A 19,802-nucleotide genomic window follows, 5' to 3' on the forward strand; every position below is an offset into this window, starting at 1 on the left:
GTCAGGGGAAATCATGGTGTTTGTCATTCTGGGCGGGGTAGGCCGTCTGTTCGGTCCGCTTGCCGGTGCGGCACTTTACATCATTCTCGAACATCTTCTGGGAGGTGTCTGGGAATTCTGGCAGTTGCCATTGGGCGTGTTGCTGCTTCTGGTCGTGCTGTTCGCGCGCGGTGGTCTTGTCGGTGTTCTGGCGGGGGAGCGTAAACATGTCTGATGCCATTCTTTCGCTTTCCGATGTCACCAAACAGTTCGGGTCTCTGCTGGCCAGCGACAGTGTCACGCTGGATCTGCAACCGGGTGAAATCCATGCTCTGATCGGTCCGAACGGGGCGGGTAAATCCACCCTGATCAAACAGATCGCGGGCGAGATAAAATCTGATCGCGGTGATATCCATTTCGACGGTCAAAACATCAATGAATTTGATGCGGTGACACGTTCGCGCATGGGGCTGGCCCGAACGTTTCAGGTATCGTCCCTGATGCCGGAATTCTCGGTCCTGCAAAACGTGATGCTGGCGCGCCAATCGGTTAGCGGCAAGGTGTTTCGCTTCTTTAAGCCGGTTCTGGGTGACAAGTCGCTGGTTGATCCGGCGATGGCACAGCTTGAACGGGTTGGCTTGGCAGATCGTGCGCAAATGCGTGCAGCCGACATCTCACACGGCGAACGTCGCCAGCTTGAAATGGCCGTCGCCCTTGCACTTGAACCCAAGGCATTTCTGCTTGATGAGCCGATGGCCGGCATGGGGCCAGAGGGCTCCAAACGCCTGACCGGTTTCCTTGATGGTTTGCGTGCGCAGGCGCCGATCCTTCTGGTCGAACATGACATGGATGCGGTCTTTGCATTGGCAGACCGGATTTCGGTTCTGGTCTATGGCCGGATTATTGCCACCGGCACTGTCGATGAAATCCGCGGCAATGATGATGTCAAACGTGCCTATCTCGGGGAGGACGCCTGATATGACTGCACTTCTCGAACTCAGTGGGGTTACCGCGTTTTATGGCGCGTCACAGGCCCTGTTTGGCATTGACCTGTCGTTGAATGAGGGCGAGGCCGTCGCCCTTATGGGCCGTAACGGCATGGGCAAAACCACAACGATCAAGACCATCTGTCGCATGATGGAACATCGTGATGGCTCAATCCATTTTGCCGGTCAGGATCTGGCAAAAATGCCATCGCACAAGGCAGCCCAACTGGGCCTTGGTCTGGTGCCCGAAGGACGCCGGTGCTTCGCCCAGCTTAGCGTCACCGAAAACCTGATTGCTGCCGCCCGTCCGGGCGAATGGGATTTTGATCGTGTCGCGGGTCTGTTCCCGCGTCTGGCGGAACGCCATGATCAAAAGGCCATGACCCTTTCTGGTGGTGAACAACAGATGCTGGCAATTGGCCGGGCGCTGATGACCAATCCAAGGTTGTTGATCCTTGATGAAGCAACCGAGGGGCTGGCACCCGTCGTGCGTCAGGAAATCTGGGCGGCGATCAATCAGCTTAAACAATCGGGGCTGACGATCCTTGTGGTCGATAAATCGCTTAAGGAACTTTCAGGTGTCGCTGATCGCTATGTGATTGTCGAAAAGGGCATCACGGCCTGGACCGGTGCGGTGAATGAGCTGACCGACGACCTCGCTGACCGGTATCTGGGGGTCTGAGATGGCGGCATTCACCTATCAGCAGAAAGTTCTGTTTCAGCATTGCGATCCGGCGGGGATTGTCTTTTATCCGCGCTATTTCGAGATGGTGAATGCCACGGTCGAGGAATGGTTTGATCAGGTCATCGGATGCGGTTTCCCGACCATGCATGGTCCGATGAAGGTCGCGGTTCCGACCGCAGCGCTGAGTGTTGCTTTCACCGCACCAAGCAAGCTTGGCGATGTTCTTGAATTTACGCTGATCCCGACCCGGATCGGACGGTCCAGTCTTCAGCTGGAAATCACCGCACAGTCAGGTGGCGAGCAACGCCTGAAAACAACGGTTACCCTGGTATTTACAAAGCACGGGGCCGGAAAGTCAGTGGCATGGCCAGATGATTTGCGTGCCAAAATCGAAAAAGAAATCAATCAAGTGGTAGAAAACAATGCATAAAATCATTCAGCCTGAAGGATGGAAGCAACCCAAGGGATATGCCAACGGCGTATTGGCCGACGGTGCACGACTTTATATTGGTGGCCAGATTGGCTGGAACGCAGATCAGGTCTTTGAGGCCAAGGATTTCGTTGGCCAGATGGAACAGGCGCTTAAAAACATTGTCGCCGTTCTTGAAGCTGCGGGCGGAAAGCCCGAACATCTTGCCCGCCTGACCTGGTATGTCACCGACAAGAAGGAATATCTCGCCCATCAGCGCGAAGTCGGTCAGGCTTATCAGCGTGTCCTTGGCAAGCATTTTCCGGCCATGACCATGGTTGTGGTCAAGGAACTGGTCGAAGACGAGGCACTGGTCGAGATCGAGGCAACCGCCGCCATTCCGTCCTGATAACGTTTCAGGTCATCCGCATTGCAAAAGGGCAGCACGCGATGTGCTGCCCTTTTGCGTTCGTCTGTCTTCCACTGGGTAAGCGTTAATTTTCCGCCGGTGCACTGGTTCCAAGATTTTCCGGCGAGAAGATATTGTTGCCAAACGGGCTGGGTGCCGACGTACCCCCTTCGTCACCACCCAGCGGGCCAAGGTTGGGCATGGTCGGTGCCGGGACAGTCTTTTCCGGTGTGTTCAGCGATTGCTGTTCCATCAATTGCTGTTGAAGCGCACGCTTTTCTTCAAGGACTTGCGCGGTGCAGGCACTCGAATCATGGTTCTGGATGAATACAACCGCGGCAAGGGTCAAAACGCCCAAGATTGCGGCAACCGTTCCCGGATGGGTCGCGATCTTCAGGACCGGGCGGTCTGAAATGACATGTGCCCAACCCTTGGTGTTGTATCGGTTGCGGCATTCATAAATGATCGCCCCGATCAGCGTGATGGCAATAATGATCACCGCCACAGCCGAAATCGACGGGTCAAGACCGTAACGCACCTTGGACGACAGAACTGTCGTAAAGGTGCTGCTTGAAACAATCGTGAACACTGTCGTGTTGTAGTTTTCAAGCGATGCCAGAAACGCAAGGACGGTGGCCGAGCCAATCGCAGGTGCCATGAACGGCAAAAGCACTTTGACGAATGCCTGTGTCGGGGTTGCACCCATATCAAGGGCTGCTTCGGTAAGCGTGGTGTCAAACCGCTGGATACGCGACAAGAACACCAGCATCGAATAAGCCGCAATAAAGGTGACCTGACCAAAGATCGTCAGGAACGTTCCGTCATAGAAAAAGCTTTCATAGGGCGCATTGAACAGCGTGCCGATGCGGTCCCAGAAAATCAGGGTCGAAAGACCGATGACAACGCCCGGCACCAGAATGGGGGCAATAAAGATCGTATAAAGGGCTGCCCTTAATTTGGGGCCGACCTGTGACAGGGTAATGGCCGCCGCCAGACCAATCGGAATGGCAACGCAAACAACCCCGACCCCGATCAGAAGTGAATTGCCAAGGCCTGCCAGAAGCTTGTCATCGCTTGCAAGCTTGCCAAACCAGTCGGTGGTAAAACACTCCCACGGGGAAACACGCGGGAAGGTGGATGAATTAAACGCGGTGATCACCATGATGATCAGCGGCCCGAACAAATAGGCAAAGAACAGGGTCAGATACAAACCCGGAATCATGGTCGTCGGGGATTTCATTTTCATTGTCTGATCTCCCCGATCGAAACCTTGAACAGGCGCATTACAAGCAAGACAAGCGCGATACAGACAATCAGAAGGACCATCGCATAGGCCGATCCGCGCGGCCAGTTGCCGCCAGAGTTGAACCATTGATAGACCAGTTGCGTGAACCAAAGGTTTGATGGGCCACCCAAAATCTGTGGTGCAGCAAGGGCGCCCGATGTCAGCATGAACACCATGGTCATGCCCGATGCTATACCCGGCTTGGCATAGGGGATAACAACCTTGGCATGGACCTGCCACCAGTTGGCGCCCATGTCGCGCGCAGCTTCGATCTGGTTGCGATCAAGGCTTTCAATCGCATTATAAAGCGGGAAAATCATCAACAGGATATAGGCATATGCCAACCCGGCATAGAGCGCCACATCCTCGCGGATGAAGTCAATTGGCGTATCCCAAAGTCCGATCCCCATACCGGTTTCATTGATCACGCCCGTCGCGCCAAACAAAATGCGAAACGCAAAGGCGCGCAGGATTTCATTGATCCAGTAAGGAACGATCAGGGCAAGAACCAGCAACCGCGCCTTGGCACCGGTCGATGACTTTGCCAGTACAAAGGCGACCGGATAGCAGATGATCAGATCGAATATCGTCACAAACACTGCCGAAAGCAGCGTTTTGAACAGGATCCCGATATCCAGGGTGTTTATCCCGTCCGACGCCCCGCTGCCCTGAAAGAAATACCGGTATTGCTCAAGAGTATAGACATCTTCCGGGCCGCCGATTTTGGCGGGTGGCAAATTAAAACGGAAAGAATAATCCAGCATGGTCAGCTGCGGCAGGATGATCAAAAGGAACACCCATATGCTGACGGCAAGCATTAAATAGATGGACACTGCCATCCCGTTGCGGCGGACAAGATCGTAAAACAAATCACGCATGATACAGGGCCCCCGTTACGCGCTGGCCAGTTCGCCCGGTTTGAGCGCAACGCCCAGCTCCGGTGCGAAATCAAGTTTGACCGGGGAATTGGCATCAATCGCGTTGGTGCCATCATTGATCAGCGAAAGTTTCAAATCCTTGCCATTCGTGTTCATCACGATATGGCGCATATTGCCTTCGAATTCTTCGGTGACGAAGTTGGTTTCGAACTGGTTGACGGAACTGTCATCGCGTGACACCCGAAGGGCTTCCGGGCGAATGAACAGATGGCAGGCATCACCGGGGGCAAGTGCCGGACCACCGGCCGGGTGGCTTTCGACCGTGAATGGGGTGCCCATACCGGCATCGATCTGCATCACCTTGCCGTCATTGGAAAGAACAGTACCATCAAGCACGTTGTTTTCACCAACAAAGGAGGCGACGAAGCTTGTCGTCGGATGATCATATATTGACCTGCCATCGCCAATTTGTTCGATCTTGCCCTTGTTCATCACGGCTATACGGTCCGACATGGTCAGCGCTTCACCCTGATCATGGGTGATGTAGATAAAGGTCAAACCGACCTGCTTTTGAATTGCGCGCAGTTCGGTGCGCATGTGTTGACGCAGCTTGAGGTCAAGGGCGGAAAGCGGTTCATCAAGCAGCAGAATATCGGGTTCAACCGCCAGTGCGCGGGCAATGGCCACACGCTGTTTCTGACCACCGGAAAGTTCACTTACTTTCTTGTCCCCCTGTCCGGGCAAGGCAATCAGTTCAAGCAACTCATCAGCGCGCTTGCGTCGGGTTTTCTTGTCAACGCCACGCACTTCCAGCGGGAAGGCAATGTTATCTGCAACCGAACGCAGCGGGAAAAGGGCAAGGTTCTGGAAAATAAGGGCAGTGGGGCGCTTGTTGGGGCCGACACCTTTCATGTCCTCGCCACCTATTCTTACCTTGCCGCGTGTCGGTTCCTGAAACCCGGAAATGCAGCGCAAAAGCGTTGTCTTGCCACAGCCTGACGGGCCGAGAAATGAAAAGAACTCGCCACCTGCGATGTTCAGATTTGCCTTGTGGACAGCGGTGAATTCGCCGAATTCGACCCAGACATGCTCAAGCGAAATTTCTTTGGTCATAGAGCTGACAACCCCCGAAAACGTCAATGCCATGTTCGTCCCCGTGTCAGGACGACATTGCGTTATTGTTGTTTGAAATAGATTGGGTCGGATAAACCCAAAAAGGGCGGCAAGCGCAAAGCCATGCCGCCCCCACAAGGCTGAAATCAGGCGCTTTCGAAGCGGTTCACATACTCGGTACGCATGTCCGCATACCACTGCGGTTCGGACGGCCACGGGTTGAGGTTGGCCAGTGCATCCCCCGGATAGGCATCGGCAAAGTTCTTGGCATAGGCTTCGCCAGCGAACTTGTCGGCACCCAGAACCGGTGAGTTGTAACCATGATGATCAATTGCCTCACCGGCCAGCTCCGGCATGTAGGCATATTTGATGAACTCGTAAACCTGTTCGATGTTTTCGGCACCGGTCGGCAAGGCAAGTCCATCGACCCACGCCATTGCACCTTCTTTCGGTGCGCGATACATCACCGGTTCACCAGCCGTTTTCAGCGCAAGCGGCGGGCCATCCCAGGTCTGACCAACGATGACGCCTTCGTTCAGAAGACCGTTCTTCTGGGTGTCGGCATCGTTCCAGATCAGCTTGATGTTGCCTTTGCGCGCAATGCACCATTCGGTGATCTTGTCCCAAACCGGGCGCATTTCCTCTTCCGAGGTGTAAGCCTTCCAGACCGAGCCCGGAGCCAGTTCGCCGATGGTTTCCATGTAAAGACCGGCCCCCAGCATCATGGAGTGTGCGCGGCCCATGGTTTTGCCAGCATTTTCTTCCGCCCAGACATCACCATAGGACGGGAAGGTGCCATCCGGCTGGAACTGGTCGGTGCGCCATGCCATGCCCTCGGTGCCCCAGATGTGCGGCAGCCAATAGGTGGAGCCAGCCTCAAACGCCCAGTCGGTGCTGCCGATTTTGGCCATTGCCGGGTTTACGGCGTCAATGGCGACTTTGGACATGTCGAACGGCTGAAGCAGTTCCAGTGCCTTCCACTGAAGGGCACGGTTGTTGGTCGGCGAAACAATATCAAAACCGCGACCTTTGGAGGCCTTCATCTTGTTGATGATTTCCTCGTTCGAACCGATGCCGGTATAATTCACCTGAATGCCGGTGGCATCGGTAAATGATTTGAGAAACGTTTCCGGCAGATAGTCGGACCACATCAAAATGTTGATCTCGCCCGAAGAAGCGAGTGCTTTTTTGCTGATGATCGCGGGCATTGCCAATGCTGAGCCGGCGGCAAGCGAGCCCTTGAGAAGTGTGCGCCGGTTAAATTTGGGGCCGGAATTGAACTTGGTCATCCGTATGTCTCCTGATAGCCGGGATTTTTCCCTTATGTGCGGCGCACCATGCGCCTCCCTGGTGGACATAACTTCCCTGAACCGACCGCATTATGATCGCGGTTCTTGTTCCTGTTTTATCGCATTGACAAAATGGTATATCTGCCGGTTACTCTAGTAATAGAGCCACAAGGCAAAAACTATGGTGCCAGACAGACGATCCTGTTGCAGTGCCGAACTAAAAGGTCTGTTCCCGATGCTAGACATCCGACTTGAGGACCCGGCGGTGGCCGGTCAAACCCTGCAGCAACAACTGCATCAGGGGCTTGTCGATGCGATTCTGGAAGGCCGTTTGCCGTCGCATGAACCGTTGCCCTCAACCCGCGATCTTGCCTCCGCGCTCAAGGTGTCGCGCAATACGGTTGTCCTTGTTTATCAACGGCTTCTTGATGACGGCTATTTGACAGCGGTCTGGCGTCGCGGGCACTTCGTCAATGAACAATATATTCGCCAGCAATTGCGACTGAGCGTGGATACACGCACCGCCTCGTTGTTTTCCAAGGAACGCGATCCTGATTTGTGGCGCCGCCATTTGCAGTTTCGCCCGTCTGAAGCCCGCAACATCGTCAAACCGGCCAACTGGCGGGATTTTCCCTTTCCCTTCATTTACGGGCAGGTCGCACCGGACAAGACCACCATTGCGCGGTGGCGCGATTCCATGCGGTTGGCGGGGTCGCTTGCACATTCGCAAAGCTGGGTTGGCGATCAGGTCGATATGGATGATCCGCAACTTCTTGAGCAGATCATCACCCGCATTCTGCCCCATCGTGGTTTGCGCGCCCATCCCGAACAGTTGCTGATCACCATTGGTGCGCAGAACGCGCTGTTTCTGGTCGGGCAGCTTCTGGCAGGGCGGGGCAGGACAGTTGGCGTCGAAGATCCGGGCTATGTCGATGCGCGCAATATCTTTGCATCAACCGGGGCGGATATCTGTGCTTTGCCAATCGACAGCGAAGGGCTGGCCAACTCGGCAGTTCTGGCGGATTGTGACATGGTCTATACCACACCGTCACATCAATGCCCGACAAGTGTCACCATGTCGCTTGACCGGCGTCTTCAGCTTGTTGAACGCGCGCGCAAGGATGATTTCATCCTGGTTGAAGATGATTATGAGCATGAGCTGAATTACCTTGGTCATCAGCGCGCGGCGCTCAAAAGCTATGATAATTCCGGCCATATCATCTATATCGGCAGTCTGACCAAGCTGATGTTCCCCGGACTGCGTATTGGCTACATCCTTGCCGATAGCGAGCTGATCAAGGAACTGCGTGCACTGCGTCGTCTGAATTACCGCCATCCATCCGCGCAGGACCAGCGTGCCATGGCACTGTTCATCGGCGAAGGGCATCTTGATGCACATCTTCGACGCACGCGAGATCGATTGTCGGAAAAATGGCAACTTATGCAAAATGAAATTGCCCGCCAATTGCCAGAGCTGCATGTAACGCCGACGACCGGCGGTTCTGCGGTTTGGATTACTTTGCCCGGTGACATGGACGCCTGGGCCGTGCACCGTGAGGCGGCCAAACGCGGGGTTCTTGTGGAACCGGGGGATGTGCATTATTGCGATGCCGACAGTGCCCCACGCAACCGTCTTCGGCTTGGTTTTGCCGTGATCGAGCGTGATCAGATCGCGCCGGGTATTTCCCAATTGCGTGACGCCATTATGGCGATCATGGCTGAAAACAGAAAAGGGACCGCCGCAGAGTAATCTGCATGGCGATCCCCGTGGCCCCAACTCCCCCGGAATCGGCTTGTGTCCCCCGCCAGCAAATTACATTGGCGCGCCAAGAACCTTCTGCAGGATGGCAACCATATCGTCGATGTCCTGTTCTGTGCTGACGAAGGCGGGCGCGAAAATGATCGCATCGCCGGTTGCCTTGACGTGAAGACCTTCGTCAAACAGCGCGCGCTGTGCCCAGCTTCCCTTTGCGCCCGGCGCATCACCCGGTGTCAGCTGAATGCCCGACATCATGCCATAGCCGCGAAGATCGCTGACATGGGGCAGGTTGCGCAGACCAAACACACCATCAAGGAAGTGCGACGACAGGCTGTTGGCACGTTCGAACAGATTGTCATTGGCATAGATATCAAGCGCTGCGATCCCGGCAGCACAGGCCACCGGGTGGGCCGAATAGGTATAGCCATGGAAGAATTCCGGGCGGTCCGCATCGCCCGCCGCGTCAAAGACAGCGGCCTGAATTTCGGCACTGGTGGCAACAGCACTCATTGGAATAGCGCCATTGGTCAGTGCCTTGGCCATGGTGATCAGGTCCGGCTTGACTGCGAATGCCTGGGAGGCGAAAGCAGAACCTGTTCGGCCAAAACCGGTAATCACTTCGTCAAATACCAGCAAGATGCCGTACTTGTCGCAAATCGCGCGAAGCTTTTCTAGGTATCCTTTGGGGGGCACAATGGTGCCGATCGATCCGGCAATCGGTTCGACAAAGACGGCAGCAATGGTATCGCCACCATAGGTCTTGCAGATTTCTTCGAGATCATCGGCCAGATCGGCATCGGTTTCCGGCTGACCACGGGTGAACTTCTGTTCTTCGGTCCAGGTGTGGCGCATATGGACAACGTCACAGGTGATCCCCGAAAAATCACGACGGTTATTGACCATCCCGGCAAGCGACGTACCGCCAAGGTTCACCCCATGATAGCCCCATGCGCGCGATACAAACCGGGTGCGCTGCGCGTTGCCCGTGGCACGATGATAGGCCAGACACATCTTCATTGCGGTATCCACCGCCTCGGAGCCCGAACCGGCAAAGAACACACGATCAAGCCCATCGGGCAGGATACCGGCCAGCTTTTCGGCAAACTCGAACGAAACAGGGGCGGCGCGCTGGAAATGTGGTGAGTAGTCCAGTGTGCTTAGCTGTTTGTAGACGGCATCGGCAATTTCCGGGCGTCCGTGACCGGCCGCACAACAAAACAGACCCGACGAACCATCCAGAATTTCACGGCCTTCCGGTGTCCAGTATTTTACGCCTTCTGCCTTGGCAAACATCTGCGGTTCTTCGTGAAACAGACGGTTGTTGGTAAATGGCATCCAATGATTGGTCATGTTCGGTTTGGCGGACACGTTCATGCTGGCTCCTGTCGGCAAGAGTGCGGGTGTAAATGTTATGCTGCTAGCTAAACCGGTCATCTGACACAGCGTTAGTGCCACAACTCGACAATATTTAGGTCCAGATCGCCATGTGGCTCCATTAAAAGGGTCGATGTGGCTCTATTGCCATAGCAATCAGTGGCGTAATTCAGGTTTGTAACAACGAGGAATTTCATGGAACTGATCCTGTCTGGCATGATCGTCGCGGTTGCTGCCCTGTTTCGTGGCATCACCGGTTTCGGCTTTGCTTTGCTGGCCGCTCTTGGTCTGTCGACGGTGCTTGCCCCGGCAACCGCGACCGCGGTTATTCTGGTTATCGACATTGTCCTGACAGGGCTGATCCTGCGCGACTTTGATCGGAACAAGGTCGACTGGCGGGCCTGTTCGATCCTGCTGAGTTTCGGGCTTTTCGGGGCGGTGCTTGGCCCCTATGTCGCCTTTGCGCTTGATGATCAGACCATCCGGATCGCGACCAACCTTGCAATCGCGGTGGCAGCCTTGGTGGCCATGCTGCATCATCCGCCAAAATGGATGGGCCATTTTGTCATCGGGGCGCTTCTAGCCTGTTCGGTTGGTATCCTGATGTCGGGCTTTGCGGTTGGCGGTCCTTTGGTTGCCGCATGGCTTTTGGCGGGCGGAACGCAGGATGCCCGGGTCCGTAACACGCTTGCGATCTATTTTGGCTCAGTCGATGTATTGGGATTTATCACCCGCGCTGCTGCGGGCATGTTGCCCAATGATTTCATCGCACTTGTTTTGCCGTTGCTGGTGATTGCCATGATCGCCTATTTCCCGGGCGAGATGATCTATCGCCGGATGTCGGCAACCACCTGGCGGCGTGTCTGTGCCATCAGTCTCGTTCTCATTGCCATCATCGGTTTCGCGCAGACCATCACGGTTGGTCTGTGATCGCTTAAATCAAAATTGCTTACACCACCGGAGATATCCATGACCAAAACAGCACTCATTACCGGCGCAACTTCTGGCTTTGGGGCGGCAACGGCCCGCCGGTTCGTCAAGGAAGGTTGGAAAGTCATTGTCACCGGCCGCCGTGCCGATCGCCTTGACGCCCTTGTCGATGAACTCGGCGGTGCCACGGTCGCCCATGCGCTGTGCTTTGATATTCAGGATGCCGATGCCATTCAGGCGGCGGTTGATGGGCTGCCTGCCGATTTCGCCGATGTTGATTTGCTGGTCAATAATGCCGGGCTGGCGTTGGGCACCGCACCGGCGCAGGAATGCAAGCTGTCGGACTGGATGACAATGATCGATACCAACAACAAGGGGTTGGTGGCGATCACGCGTATCATGCTTGATAAGCTGATCGAACGAAAAGGGGCGATTGTCAATCTGGCATCAATTGCATCGAACTGGCCCTATCCGGGCGGCAATGTTTATGGTGCGACCAAGGCCTTTGTTCAGCAGTTCTCGCTGGGTATTCGCTGTGATCTTGCGGGCACGGGTGTTCGTGTTACCTCGATCGAGCCGGGTCTGTGCGAAAGCGAATTTACCCTGGTTCGCACCGGCGGCAACAAGGAAGCCTATGACAACCTGTATCGCGGTGCCGATCCGATCCAGCCAAAAGACATCGCTGAAAGCATCTTCTGGGTGGCGAACCTTCCAGCACATGTAAACGTCAACTCGCTTGAAGTCATGCCGGTCAGCCAAAGCTGGTCGCCATTCGCCATTCACCGCAAGGAAGGTTAGGCGTTCGATCAGAACCGGAAAGCCGAAGCTGCTTGTCGATTACATTGTATGGTATGGGGTGCAGGAATAACCTTTTAGCCCATAGGGATAATCGGTTATCCTGCAACACGTTCAGAGCCCCACAAATTGTGGCGCATCCCAAAGCTTGCATCCGATCAATGTGATGCCAGACGCCGTGCCGGATATGAAATGATCGATAAGCTCGAAATGTTTATGGTTCTCGCCCGTGAGCAGCATTTTGGACATGCTGCCGAAGAATGCGGCGTGACCCAGCCAACCCTTTCAAGTGCCCTGCGCCAACTTGAAGACCATCTTGGCGTGGTATTGGTCAAACGCGGGTCGCGTTATCAGGGCCTGACACCCGAGGGCGAGCGCGTTCTGGAATGGGCGCGCCATATTGTCGGCAGCACACGTTCCATGCGCGACGAAATGCGCGCCATGCGATTTGGCCTGACCGGGCAGGTGCAGATTGCCGTTATCCCGACGGCCCTTTCAATGGTGCATGAACTGACCACGCCATTTCGCGAAAAACACCCCGATGTCAGCTTTGCGATCCTGTCGCGGACGTCGACGGAGATTAAGGCGCTCCTTGATGATCTGCAAATTGATGCGGGGATTACCTATCTTGATAACGAACCCCTCGGGCGGGTGACATCCATTCCGCTATATCGGGAACGCTACCAACTGGTGACCTCCAACCTTAAGGATTTGGGGGACTACGAAGCCATCACATGGCGTGAAGCGGCCAGCTTGCCCTTGTGTCTTTTAACGCCCGATATGCAAAACCGTCGTATCATTGATCAGCAACTCCACATGGCGGGTGCCAAGGTCAGTGCGACGCTTGAAAGTGACTCGATGATTGCCCTGTTCACCCATGTGCAAACAGGCAACTGGGCCAGTATCATGCCCGAAAAAATGGTGGAAAGCTTCGGGATGCGCGATCGTGTCAAAGCCATTCCAATCATCGAGCCCGATGCCAGTCAGACAGTGGGATTGATAGCAGCAAAACGTGAGCCTGCAACGCCGGTGGTTTCTGCACTTTTAAAGGAAGCAGCGCATATCTCTGAGCTTCAGACCGTTTGATAGGTTTTCCCTATCGCGTAACGGGATGGCTTTATTGAACAGCCACGCCGATTGGCGGAAAATACCGGCAATAACGAATAATTCTTCAACATGCTTGAGAGAGAGGCTTGCATGTCGGAAACGACCGAGGACCAGAATGTCCGCGTCGCTGCCATTTGTGATCAGTTGATCACTCTGGAAGGGCCGCTATTGCCAATTCTGCACGAGGTGCAGGAAGAGTTTGGCTGTATCCCCGATGGCGCGCTTCAGACCATTGCAAAGAAGCTCAATCTCAGCCGGGCGGAAGTCCATGGGGTGGCAAGCTTCTATCATTACTTCCGCGAAGAAAAGGCGGGCAAGCATGTCGTCAAAATCTGCCGGGCCGAAGCCTGTCAGGCGATGGGGGCCGATGCGCTTGGCGACAAGGTTCGGCGCCACCTTAATGTTGATTGGTCGCAAACCACTGCTGATCGCAAGGTCACACTGGAACCTGTTTTCTGCCTTGGTCTCTGTGCCTGTGCGCCAGCCGCAATGATTGATGGCAAGGTTGTTGGCCGTGTCAGTGCGGATCGCATTTTGGAAAAGGTGGGATCATGAGCATCAAGGTTTACGTACCTCTTGATTCCGGTTCTGTCGCACTGGGTGCCGATGACGTTGCATCCGCCATCGCCGCCAAGGCATCCAAATCCGGTGCTGATATCAAGATCGTGCGCAACGGCTCGTTTGGCATGTATTGGCTGGAGCCGATGGTCGAGGTCGAAACACCGCGCGGACGCGTTGCCTATGGTCCGGTTAGCACCGACGATATCGACGCATTGTTTGAGGCTGACTTCCTGACCGGTGGTGATCATAAGCTTTATCTTGGCCGCACGCCGGAAATCCCGTTTCTCAAAAGCCAGTCGCGCCTGACGTTCCAGCGCTGCGGCATCATTGATCCGGTATCGCTTGACGATTATCGTGCCAATGAAGGCCTGACCGGTCTTGAAAACGCGCTTAAGATGACGGACGAGGAAATCGTCAAGGCCGTCACCGACAGCGGCCTGCGCGGGCGCGGTGGTGCCGGTTTTCCGACGGGCATCAAATGGAATACCGTCCGCGAAGCGCCAGCCGATCAAAAATATATCGTCTGTAACGCCGATGAAGGTGACAGCGGAACCTTTGCCGATCGCATGATCATGGAAGGCGAGCCGTTTGTTCTGATCGAAGGCATGATCATTGCCGGTCTCGCCACCGGCGCGACGAAGGGATACGTCTATACTCGTTCGGAATATCCGACCGCGATTGACGTGATGAACGAGGCGATCAAGGTCGCCCGTGCTGCCGGTGTTCTGGGCGATAACATCCTTGGATCCGGCAAGGCCTTTGATATGGAAGTCCGCATGGGGGCGGGTGCCTATGTCTGTGGGGAGGAAACATCCCTTCTTAATAGCATGGAAGGCAAGCGCGGGGTTGTCCGTGCCAAGCCACCATTGCCCGCCCTTGAAGGTTTTCTTGGCCGACCGACCGTCGTCAATAACGTGATTTCGCTGTGCTCTGTGCCGGTCATTCTGGAAAAGGGTGCGGAATATTATCGCGATTATGGCATGGGCCGGTCGCGGGGCACCATCCCGATCCAGATTGCCGGGAACGTCAAGCATGGCGGGCTTTATGAAGTCGGCTTTGGTCTGACCCTTGGTGAAATTGTCGAACAAATCGGCGGTGGGACGGCCACAGGGCGTCCGGTCAAGGCGGTTCAGGTCGGTGGTCCGTTGGGCGCCTATTTCCCCAAGGAACTGTTTGATACGCCGTTTGACTACGAAGAATTCGCCAAGCGCGATGGCCTGATCGGCCATGCCGGTGTTGTCGTGTTTGATGACACGGTCGACATGATGAAGCAGGCCCGCTTTGCCATGGAATTCTGTGCGATTGAATCGTGTGGCAAATGTACGCCGTGCCGCATTGGTTCTGTACGCGGGACCGAAGTGGTCGACAAGCTTGAACGTGGTGAAGAACCTGAATTGCAGCTCGAACTCCTGCGCGATCTTTGTGAAACCATGAAGTTCGGATCGCTGTGCGCGCTGGGCGGCTTTACGCCCTATCCGGTCTTAAGCGCACTGACCCATTTCCCTGATGACTTCAAGCCACGCGCGCTTGATATAGCTGCGGAGTGAAACGATGTCCTTGATCAAAGAAGTTGACTACGGAACCCCGGCGAAGAATTCCGAAAAGACCGTCACCCTGACCATTGATGGCAAGGATGTCACCGTGCCTGAAGGCACCTCTGTCATGCGCGCCTCGATGGAGGCCGGTATTCAGGTCCCGAAACTGTGCGCGACCGATATGGTCGATGCATTCGGGTCTTGCCGCCTGTGTCTGGTTGAGGTCGAAGGCCGCAACGGCACACCGGCATCCTGTACGACACCAGCATCTGAGGGCATGGTTGTCCATACCCAGACCGAGCGGCTCAAGAAGATCCGCAAAGGCGTGATGGAACTTTACATCTCTGACCATCCGCTCGATTGCCTGACCTGTGCGGCCAACGGTGATTGCGAATTGCAGGACATGGCAGGCGCGGTTGGCCTGCGCGATGTGCGTTATGGCTACGAGGGTGAAAACCACGTTCAGGTCCGCCAGAACGGTGAAGAAAACCCGCGCTATATGGCCAAGGATGAAACCAACCCGTATTTCACCTATGACCCATCAAAATGCATTGTCTGTTCGCGCTGTGTCCGTGCCTGCGAAGAAGTGCAGGGCACGTTTGCGCTGACCATCGAAGGTCGCGGCTTTGAATCGCGTGTGTCGCCCGGCATGCATGAAAACTTCCTGGATTCCGAATGTGTATCGTGCGGTGCCTGTGTTCAGGCCTGCCCGACGGCAACGCTTCAGGAAAAATCGGTCATTGAGATCGGTCAGCCGGAACACTCGGTTGTTACCACTTGCGCCTATTGCGGGGTTGGCTGCTCGTTCAAGGCGGAAATGCGCGGCGAAGAACTTGTCCGCATGGTCCCCTACAAGGATGGCAAGGCCAACCGTGGCCATTCTTGTGTGAAGGGGCGTTTTGCCTATGGCTATGCCAGTCACAAGGACCGCATCCTGAACCCGATGATCCGTGAGAACGTTGATGATCCGTGGCAGGAAGTCAGTTGGGAAGAAGCGCTTCGCTTTACAGCCGACAAGTTCAAGGGCATTCAGGCCAAATACGGCAAGGGCGCGCTGGGCGGTATCACCTCGTCACGCTGCACGAACGAGGAAACCTTCCTTGTTCAAAAACTGATCCGTGCCGGTTTTGGCAATAACAACGTCGATACCTGCGCGCGTGTTTGCCATTCGCCGACCGGCTATGGTCTGAAAACCACGTTTGGTACCTCGGCCGGGACGCAGGATTTTGATTCTGTCGAACATACCGATGTTGTAATCCTGATTGGGGCCAACCCGACCGATGGCCACCCTGTCTTTGCCTCGCGCCTGAAAAAGCGTCTGCGCGAAGGTGCCAAACTGATCGTGATCGATCCGCGTCGTATTGACCTTGTGCGCTCCCCCCATATCGAGGCGGTCGCCCATATCCCGCTGCGTCCGGGGACGAACGTTGCGGTTCTGACATCGCTTGCCCATGTGATCGTCACCGAAGGCCTGTTTGACGAAGCGTTCGTGCGTGAACGCTGCGACTGGGATGAATTCCAGGATTGGGCAACCTTTGTGTCCGATCCAAAACACAGCCCCGAAGCTATTGCCGAGATGATCGGTGTCGATGCCCAGACCATGCGCACGGCCGCACGCACCTTTGCCACCGGCGGCAATGGTGCGATCTATTACGGTCTGGGTGTCACCGAACACAGCCAGGGTTCAACCACCGTAATGGCGATTGCCAACCTTGCCATGGCGACCGGTAATATCGGCCGTCCGGGTGTGGGCGTGAACCCGCTGCGTGGTCAGAACAATGTGCAAGGTTCGTGCGATATGGGGTCGTTCCCGCACGAACTGCCGGGCTATCGTCATATTCAGGACAGCGCCACCCGCGATGTTTTCGAGGATATCTGGGGTGTCAAGCTGGATGACGAACCGGGTCTTCGTATCCCCAATATGCTCGATGCGGCTGTCGAAGGCACATTCAAGGGCATCTATATTCAGGGCGAAGATATCCTTCAGTCAGATCCGGATACCAAACATGTGGCAGCTGGTCTGGCCGCAATGGAATGTGTGGTCGTTCATGACCTGTTCCTCAATGAAACCGCGAACTACGCGCATGTGTTCCTGCCCGGTTCGACCTTCCTTGAAAAGGATGGGACATTCACCAACGCCGAACGCCGCATTAACCGCGTGCGCAAGGTGATGACCCCGATGAACGGCTTTGCCGATTGGGAGGTTACCCAGAATCTTGCGCGGGCGATGGGGCTGGACTGGAATTACACCCATCCGTCACAGATCATGGCCGAAGTTGCCGCAACCACGCCAAGCTTTGCCAATGTCAGCTATGACCTGCTTGAAGAAAAAGGCTCGGTCCAGTGGCCTTGCAATGACACGGCCCCGGAAGGGACCCCGGTCATGCATATCGATGGCTTTGTCCGTGGCAAGGGCAAGTTTGTTGTCACCGAATATGTTGCGACGGATGAACGCACCGGTCCGCGCTTCCCGCTTTTGCTGACCACGGGACGTATCCTTAGTCAGTATAATGTGGGCGCGCAGACCCGGCGTACGGAAAACAGCACGTGGCATAAGGAAGACTTGCTGGAAATCCATCCGCACGATGCCGAACAGCGGGGTATTCGTGAAGGCGACTGGATCCGTCTTGCATCGCGGTCGGGCGAAACATCCCTTCGTGCCACCATTACCGACCGTGTCGCACCGGGTGTGGTTTACACGACATTCCACCATCCCGGCACGCAGGCCAACGTGATCACCACCGACTATACCGACTGGGCGACCAATTGCCCGGAATACAAGGTAACCGCGGTTCAGGTCTCGCCAAGCAATGGCCCGACCGAATGGCAGGTGGAATATGATCGTCAGGCCGAACAGTCGCGTCGGATCAAACCGCGCGTTGATGCCGCTGAATAGGATATTTGCCAGACACTGTGTTAGGGTCACCTGATCCAGTGTCTGGTATTTCCTGCCTGTCTCTGAAGTTTACAGTCAAAGAGTGAACCGCAATGGCACCTGACAAACTTGTCTACATGGCCAATCAGATCGCAACCTTTTTCAAGTCCCAGCCCGAGAACGAGGCTGCTGAAGGTGTGGCCAACCATATCAGCGATTTCTGGGAACCGCGCATGCGCAAGCAGCTGTTTGACATGATCGCGGAAGACAATGCCGACTTCCATCCCCTGGTTCTGAGGGCCGCACCAAAGATCCGGAAGGTCAAGGAAGACGCATGACGGCCAATCCATCTGAAAATCGCATTCTGGACGGGCGTGACGTTGATCTTGCGCGCGCCGTTTCAGGCGATGATGGCACTGATGATACCCCCATCATGTTGCAGCCGGAAGTTCCCGCTGCTTTGACATTTAATGGGCATTCCTATGCTGTGATGATGGTGTCGCCCCACAACCTTGAAGATTTCATGGTGGGTTTTGCCCTGTCAGAAGGAATTGCTGACAGTAGTTCCCAAATCACCCTGCGCGATGTGCGCAAGACCCTGCAGGGTTATGTGATTGAGGCTGACCTTCACGAGGATGTTTTTGATCGCCTTGCAGATCGTCAACGCACACTTGAAGGCCGGTCTGGCTGTGGTTTGTGTGGTGTGCAATCGCTTGATGCTGTTGCGATGGACAAGATCGGGACGGTCACCCCATCCAGCCTGCCACAGGATGTCGTCTTGCGCGCGATTGATGCGCTTCCTGAACATCAGACCCGCAATCGCGAAGGCGGCGGGTTACTGCATGCCAGTGCATTTGTTGATGGTAGCGGTAACATCGTTCTGGTCCGTGAGGACATCGGGCGCCATAACGCGCTCGACAAGGTGCTTGGCGCCATCGCGCGGCAGGGGATTGATCAGGCTGGTGGTTTCGTTCTGATGACCAGCCGCTGTTCCTATGAAATTGTCACCAAGACCGTACAGTTTGGCGTAGGCGGGCTTGTAACGCTTTCGGGCCCCACCTTGACGGCAGTGAACCTTGCCCGAAAAGCGGGCCTTACCATGATTTGCCGTGAACGGCGCGGGCTGTTCCGCCGGTTTGCCTGACCGACCAATAATCTTCCCGAACTTGTAAATTTCCTTTGACTGCTTGTCTTGACAACAGGTGCACCTGCGCATGTCCTTGGCGTGTGGGGTTTAAAGCTCCTTGTGTACACAAAGGGAATTGCCATCGCGTGCGATACTTGTTATTCAAGATGTAAGTAAATATTACAAGATGATCCCGCACACGCCTGTGCCGACTGGTTCGGTACCTGCGGGACACGGCACGGGGATAAGGAAACCATGGCACTTTCAAAAACCGAATTGCGCGATGTTTTATCGGGGATCTCGGGCATTCTGGTCACGCCCTATGACAGCGAGGGCGAGGTCGCACCCGAAAAGCTCGTCCCCGTAATTGATCGTGCGTTGGCCGCAGGCGTGCATTTCCCGGTTGTGAATGGCAATACCGGTGAATTTTACGCCCTGACCACCGACGAGGCGATCACGATGGCGAAGTCGGTTGCCGAAATGCTCGATGGCCGTGTGCCGATGCTGGCCGGAATCGGTCGTGGGGTGCGTGATGCCTGTGCGCTTGCAAAGGCCTCGGCAGAAGCCGGGGCAGAGGCGCTCATGATCCACCAGCCGCCGGACCCGTTTGTCGCCCCGCGTGGCGTGGTTGACTACATCAAACAAATTGCTGACGCGTCCGGTGGTCTGCCGATGATGCTCTATCTTCGCAACGATGCTATTGGCAC

The 19,802-nt window shown here is 55.5% G+C and carries 19 protein-coding genes and 1 pseudogene; 15 read left to right on the top strand and 5 right to left on the bottom strand.

Going from position 1 to position 19,802, the window contains the following annotated elements:
- From B2R48_RS12645 to B2R48_RS12665, 5 genes and pseudogenes are all read left to right on the top strand, one after another.
- Positions 1-214 (top strand): annotated as a pseudogene (locus B2R48_RS12645) (branched-chain amino acid ABC transporter permease); the annotation flags it as partial.
- A complete protein-coding gene (locus tag B2R48_RS12650; protein WP_062958053.1) occupies positions 207-956 on the top strand; it encodes an ABC transporter ATP-binding protein in 750 nt (249 codons plus the stop codon). The pseudogene B2R48_RS12645 and the gene B2R48_RS12650, both read left to right, overlap by 8 nt.
- Position 957: 1 nt before the next feature.
- On the top strand, positions 958-1,647 hold the full coding sequence (locus tag B2R48_RS12655) for an ABC transporter ATP-binding protein (protein ID WP_062958052.1): 690 nt from the start codon (positions 958-960) through the stop codon (positions 1,645-1,647).
- Position 1,648: 1 nt separating this feature from the next.
- Entirely contained in the window at positions 1,649-2,080 is a 432-nt protein-coding gene (locus tag B2R48_RS12660; protein ID WP_297000930.1) for an acyl-CoA thioesterase, read from the top strand.
- On the top strand, positions 2,073-2,468 hold the full coding sequence (locus B2R48_RS12665) for a RidA family protein (RefSeq protein ID WP_062958050.1): 396 nt from the start codon (positions 2,073-2,075) through the stop codon (positions 2,466-2,468). Before B2R48_RS12660 ends, B2R48_RS12665 begins: the two co-directional genes overlap by 8 nt.
- Before the next feature lie 85 nt (positions 2,469-2,553).
- On the opposite strand, the gene B2R48_RS12670 is transcribed toward B2R48_RS12665, so the two are convergent.
- The 4 genes from B2R48_RS12670 to B2R48_RS12685 all read right to left on the bottom strand — a co-directional run bounded on the left by B2R48_RS12670 (position 2,554) and on the right by B2R48_RS12685 (position 7,033).
- Positions 2,554-3,714 carry an ABC transporter permease gene (locus tag B2R48_RS12670; RefSeq protein WP_297000934.1) on the bottom strand — a complete coding sequence of 387 codons (1,161 nt, stop codon included), beginning with the start codon at positions 3,712-3,714 and terminating at the stop codon, positions 2,554-2,556.
- The gene (locus tag B2R48_RS12675) at positions 3,711-4,631 is read right to left on the bottom strand and encodes an ABC transporter permease (protein ID WP_213475616.1); all 921 of its coding nucleotides are present in this window, start codon (positions 4,629-4,631) and stop codon (positions 3,711-3,713) included. Before B2R48_RS12675 ends, B2R48_RS12670 begins: the two co-directional genes overlap by 4 nt.
- A 15-nt stretch (positions 4,632-4,646) precedes the next feature.
- Positions 4,647-5,744 carry an ABC transporter ATP-binding protein gene (locus B2R48_RS12680; protein ID WP_297000937.1) on the bottom strand — a complete coding sequence of 366 codons (1,098 nt, stop codon included), beginning with the start codon at positions 5,742-5,744 and terminating at the stop codon, positions 4,647-4,649.
- 146 nt (positions 5,745-5,890) lie between these two features.
- Positions 5,891-7,033: a substrate-binding domain-containing protein gene (locus B2R48_RS12685; protein WP_213475618.1), complete on the bottom strand. Its 1,143-nt coding sequence runs from the start codon at positions 7,031-7,033 to the stop codon at positions 5,891-5,893.
- A 235-nt stretch (positions 7,034-7,268) separates the two neighbouring features.
- Between B2R48_RS12685 and B2R48_RS12690 the strand changes: the two genes are divergently transcribed.
- Positions 7,269-8,783, top strand: coding sequence for a PLP-dependent aminotransferase family protein (locus tag B2R48_RS12690; RefSeq protein ID WP_297000938.1), 1,515 nt, complete (start codon positions 7,269-7,271; stop codon positions 8,781-8,783).
- A 63-nt stretch (positions 8,784-8,846) separates the two neighbouring features.
- Here B2R48_RS12690 and B2R48_RS12695 read toward each other — a convergent pair whose 3' ends face one another.
- Positions 8,847-10,166, bottom strand: a complete 1,320-nt coding sequence (locus B2R48_RS12695) for an aminotransferase class III-fold pyridoxal phosphate-dependent enzyme (protein WP_297000941.1) — start codon at positions 10,164-10,166, stop codon at positions 8,847-8,849.
- A gap of 195 nt (positions 10,167-10,361) precedes the next feature.
- Here B2R48_RS12695 and B2R48_RS12700 point away from each other — a divergent pair, with 195 nt between their 5' ends.
- From B2R48_RS12700 to B2R48_RS12740, 9 genes are all read left to right on the top strand, one after another.
- Positions 10,362-11,096: a sulfite exporter TauE/SafE family protein gene (locus B2R48_RS12700; protein WP_297000943.1), complete on the top strand. Its 735-nt coding sequence runs from the start codon at positions 10,362-10,364 to the stop codon at positions 11,094-11,096.
- A gap of 39 nt (positions 11,097-11,135) precedes the next feature.
- Positions 11,136-11,894 (top strand): SDR family oxidoreductase, encoded by a 759-nt coding sequence (locus B2R48_RS12705; protein ID WP_297000945.1) that lies wholly within the window; start codon positions 11,136-11,138, stop codon positions 11,892-11,894.
- A gap of 189 nt (positions 11,895-12,083) precedes the next feature.
- On the top strand, positions 12,084-12,977 hold the full coding sequence (locus B2R48_RS12710) for a LysR family transcriptional regulator (RefSeq protein ID WP_297000947.1): 894 nt from the start codon (positions 12,084-12,086) through the stop codon (positions 12,975-12,977).
- 111 nt (positions 12,978-13,088) lie between these two features.
- The gene (locus B2R48_RS12715) at positions 13,089-13,553 is read left to right on the top strand and encodes a formate dehydrogenase subunit gamma (protein WP_297000949.1); all 465 of its coding nucleotides are present in this window, start codon (positions 13,089-13,091) and stop codon (positions 13,551-13,553) included.
- Entirely contained in the window at positions 13,550-15,106 is a 1,557-nt protein-coding gene (locus B2R48_RS12720; protein WP_297000951.1) for a formate dehydrogenase beta subunit, read from the top strand. Before B2R48_RS12715 ends, B2R48_RS12720 begins: the two co-directional genes overlap by 4 nt.
- Before the next feature lie 4 nt (positions 15,107-15,110).
- Positions 15,111-17,990, top strand: a complete 2,880-nt coding sequence (gene fdhF, locus B2R48_RS12725) for a formate dehydrogenase subunit alpha (RefSeq protein ID WP_297000953.1) — start codon at positions 15,111-15,113, stop codon at positions 17,988-17,990.
- Positions 17,991-18,082: 92 nt separating this feature from the next.
- Positions 18,083-18,307, top strand: coding sequence for a formate dehydrogenase subunit delta (locus tag B2R48_RS12730; protein WP_297000955.1), 225 nt, complete (start codon positions 18,083-18,085; stop codon positions 18,305-18,307).
- Positions 18,304-19,113, top strand: coding sequence for a formate dehydrogenase accessory sulfurtransferase FdhD (fdhD, locus tag B2R48_RS12735; protein WP_297000957.1), 810 nt, complete (start codon positions 18,304-18,306; stop codon positions 19,111-19,113). Before B2R48_RS12730 ends, fdhD begins: the two co-directional genes overlap by 4 nt.
- Before the next feature lie 237 nt (positions 19,114-19,350).
- The coding region (locus B2R48_RS12740) for a dihydrodipicolinate synthase family protein (protein WP_297000959.1) at positions 19,351-19,802 on the top strand (452 nt) is incomplete at its 3' end.

Origin of the sequence: Thalassospira sp. UBA848 (genome assembly GCF_002295455.1) — a bacterium.
In the GTDB taxonomy this organism is placed as follows: Bacteria; Pseudomonadota; Alphaproteobacteria; order Rhodospirillales; family Thalassospiraceae; genus Thalassospira.

What these genes read in the sequence shown, in the direction of transcription:
- B2R48_RS12660 (WP_297000930.1), top strand. Translation starts at nt 1,649, where the DNA reads ATGGCGGCATTCACCTATCAGCAGAAAGTTCTGTTTCAGCATTGCGAT.
- B2R48_RS12655 (WP_062958052.1), top strand. Translation starts at nt 958, where the DNA reads ATGACTGCACTTCTCGAACTCAGTGGGGTTACCGCGTTTTATGGCGCG.
- B2R48_RS12730 (WP_297000955.1), top strand. Translation starts at nt 18,083, where the DNA reads ATGGCACCTGACAAACTTGTCTACATGGCCAATCAGATCGCAACCTTT.
- fdhD (WP_297000957.1), top strand. Translation starts at nt 18,304, where the DNA reads ATGACGGCCAATCCATCTGAAAATCGCATTCTGGACGGGCGTGACGTT.
- B2R48_RS12650 (WP_062958053.1), top strand. Translation starts at nt 207, where the DNA reads ATGTCTGATGCCATTCTTTCGCTTTCCGATGTCACCAAACAGTTCGGG.
- B2R48_RS12715 (WP_297000949.1), top strand. Translation starts at nt 13,089, where the DNA reads ATGTCGGAAACGACCGAGGACCAGAATGTCCGCGTCGCTGCCATTTGT.
- B2R48_RS12690 (WP_297000938.1), top strand. Translation starts at nt 7,269, where the DNA reads ATGCTAGACATCCGACTTGAGGACCCGGCGGTGGCCGGTCAAACCCTG.
- B2R48_RS12685 (WP_213475618.1), bottom strand. Translation starts at nt 7,033, where the DNA reads ATGACCAAGTTCAATTCCGGCCCCAAATTTAACCGGCGCACACTTCTC.
- B2R48_RS12710 (WP_297000947.1), top strand. Translation starts at nt 12,084, where the DNA reads ATGATCGATAAGCTCGAAATGTTTATGGTTCTCGCCCGTGAGCAGCAT.
- B2R48_RS12695 (WP_297000941.1), bottom strand. Translation starts at nt 10,166, where the DNA reads ATGAACGTGTCCGCCAAACCGAACATGACCAATCATTGGATGCCATTT.
- fdhF (WP_297000953.1), top strand. Translation starts at nt 15,111, where the DNA reads ATGTCCTTGATCAAAGAAGTTGACTACGGAACCCCGGCGAAGAATTCC.
- B2R48_RS12705 (WP_297000945.1), top strand. Translation starts at nt 11,136, where the DNA reads ATGACCAAAACAGCACTCATTACCGGCGCAACTTCTGGCTTTGGGGCG.
- B2R48_RS12700 (WP_297000943.1), top strand. Translation starts at nt 10,362, where the DNA reads ATGGAACTGATCCTGTCTGGCATGATCGTCGCGGTTGCTGCCCTGTTT.
- B2R48_RS12675 (WP_213475616.1), bottom strand. Translation starts at nt 4,631, where the DNA reads ATGCGTGATTTGTTTTACGATCTTGTCCGCCGCAACGGGATGGCAGTG.
- B2R48_RS12680 (WP_297000937.1), bottom strand. Translation starts at nt 5,744, where the DNA reads ATGACCAAAGAAATTTCGCTTGAGCATGTCTGGGTCGAATTCGGCGAA.
- B2R48_RS12665 (WP_062958050.1), top strand. Translation starts at nt 2,073, where the DNA reads ATGCATAAAATCATTCAGCCTGAAGGATGGAAGCAACCCAAGGGATAT.
- B2R48_RS12670 (WP_297000934.1), bottom strand. Translation starts at nt 3,714, where the DNA reads ATGAAAATGAAATCCCCGACGACCATGATTCCGGGTTTGTATCTGACC.
- B2R48_RS12720 (WP_297000951.1), top strand. Translation starts at nt 13,550, where the DNA reads ATGAGCATCAAGGTTTACGTACCTCTTGATTCCGGTTCTGTCGCACTG.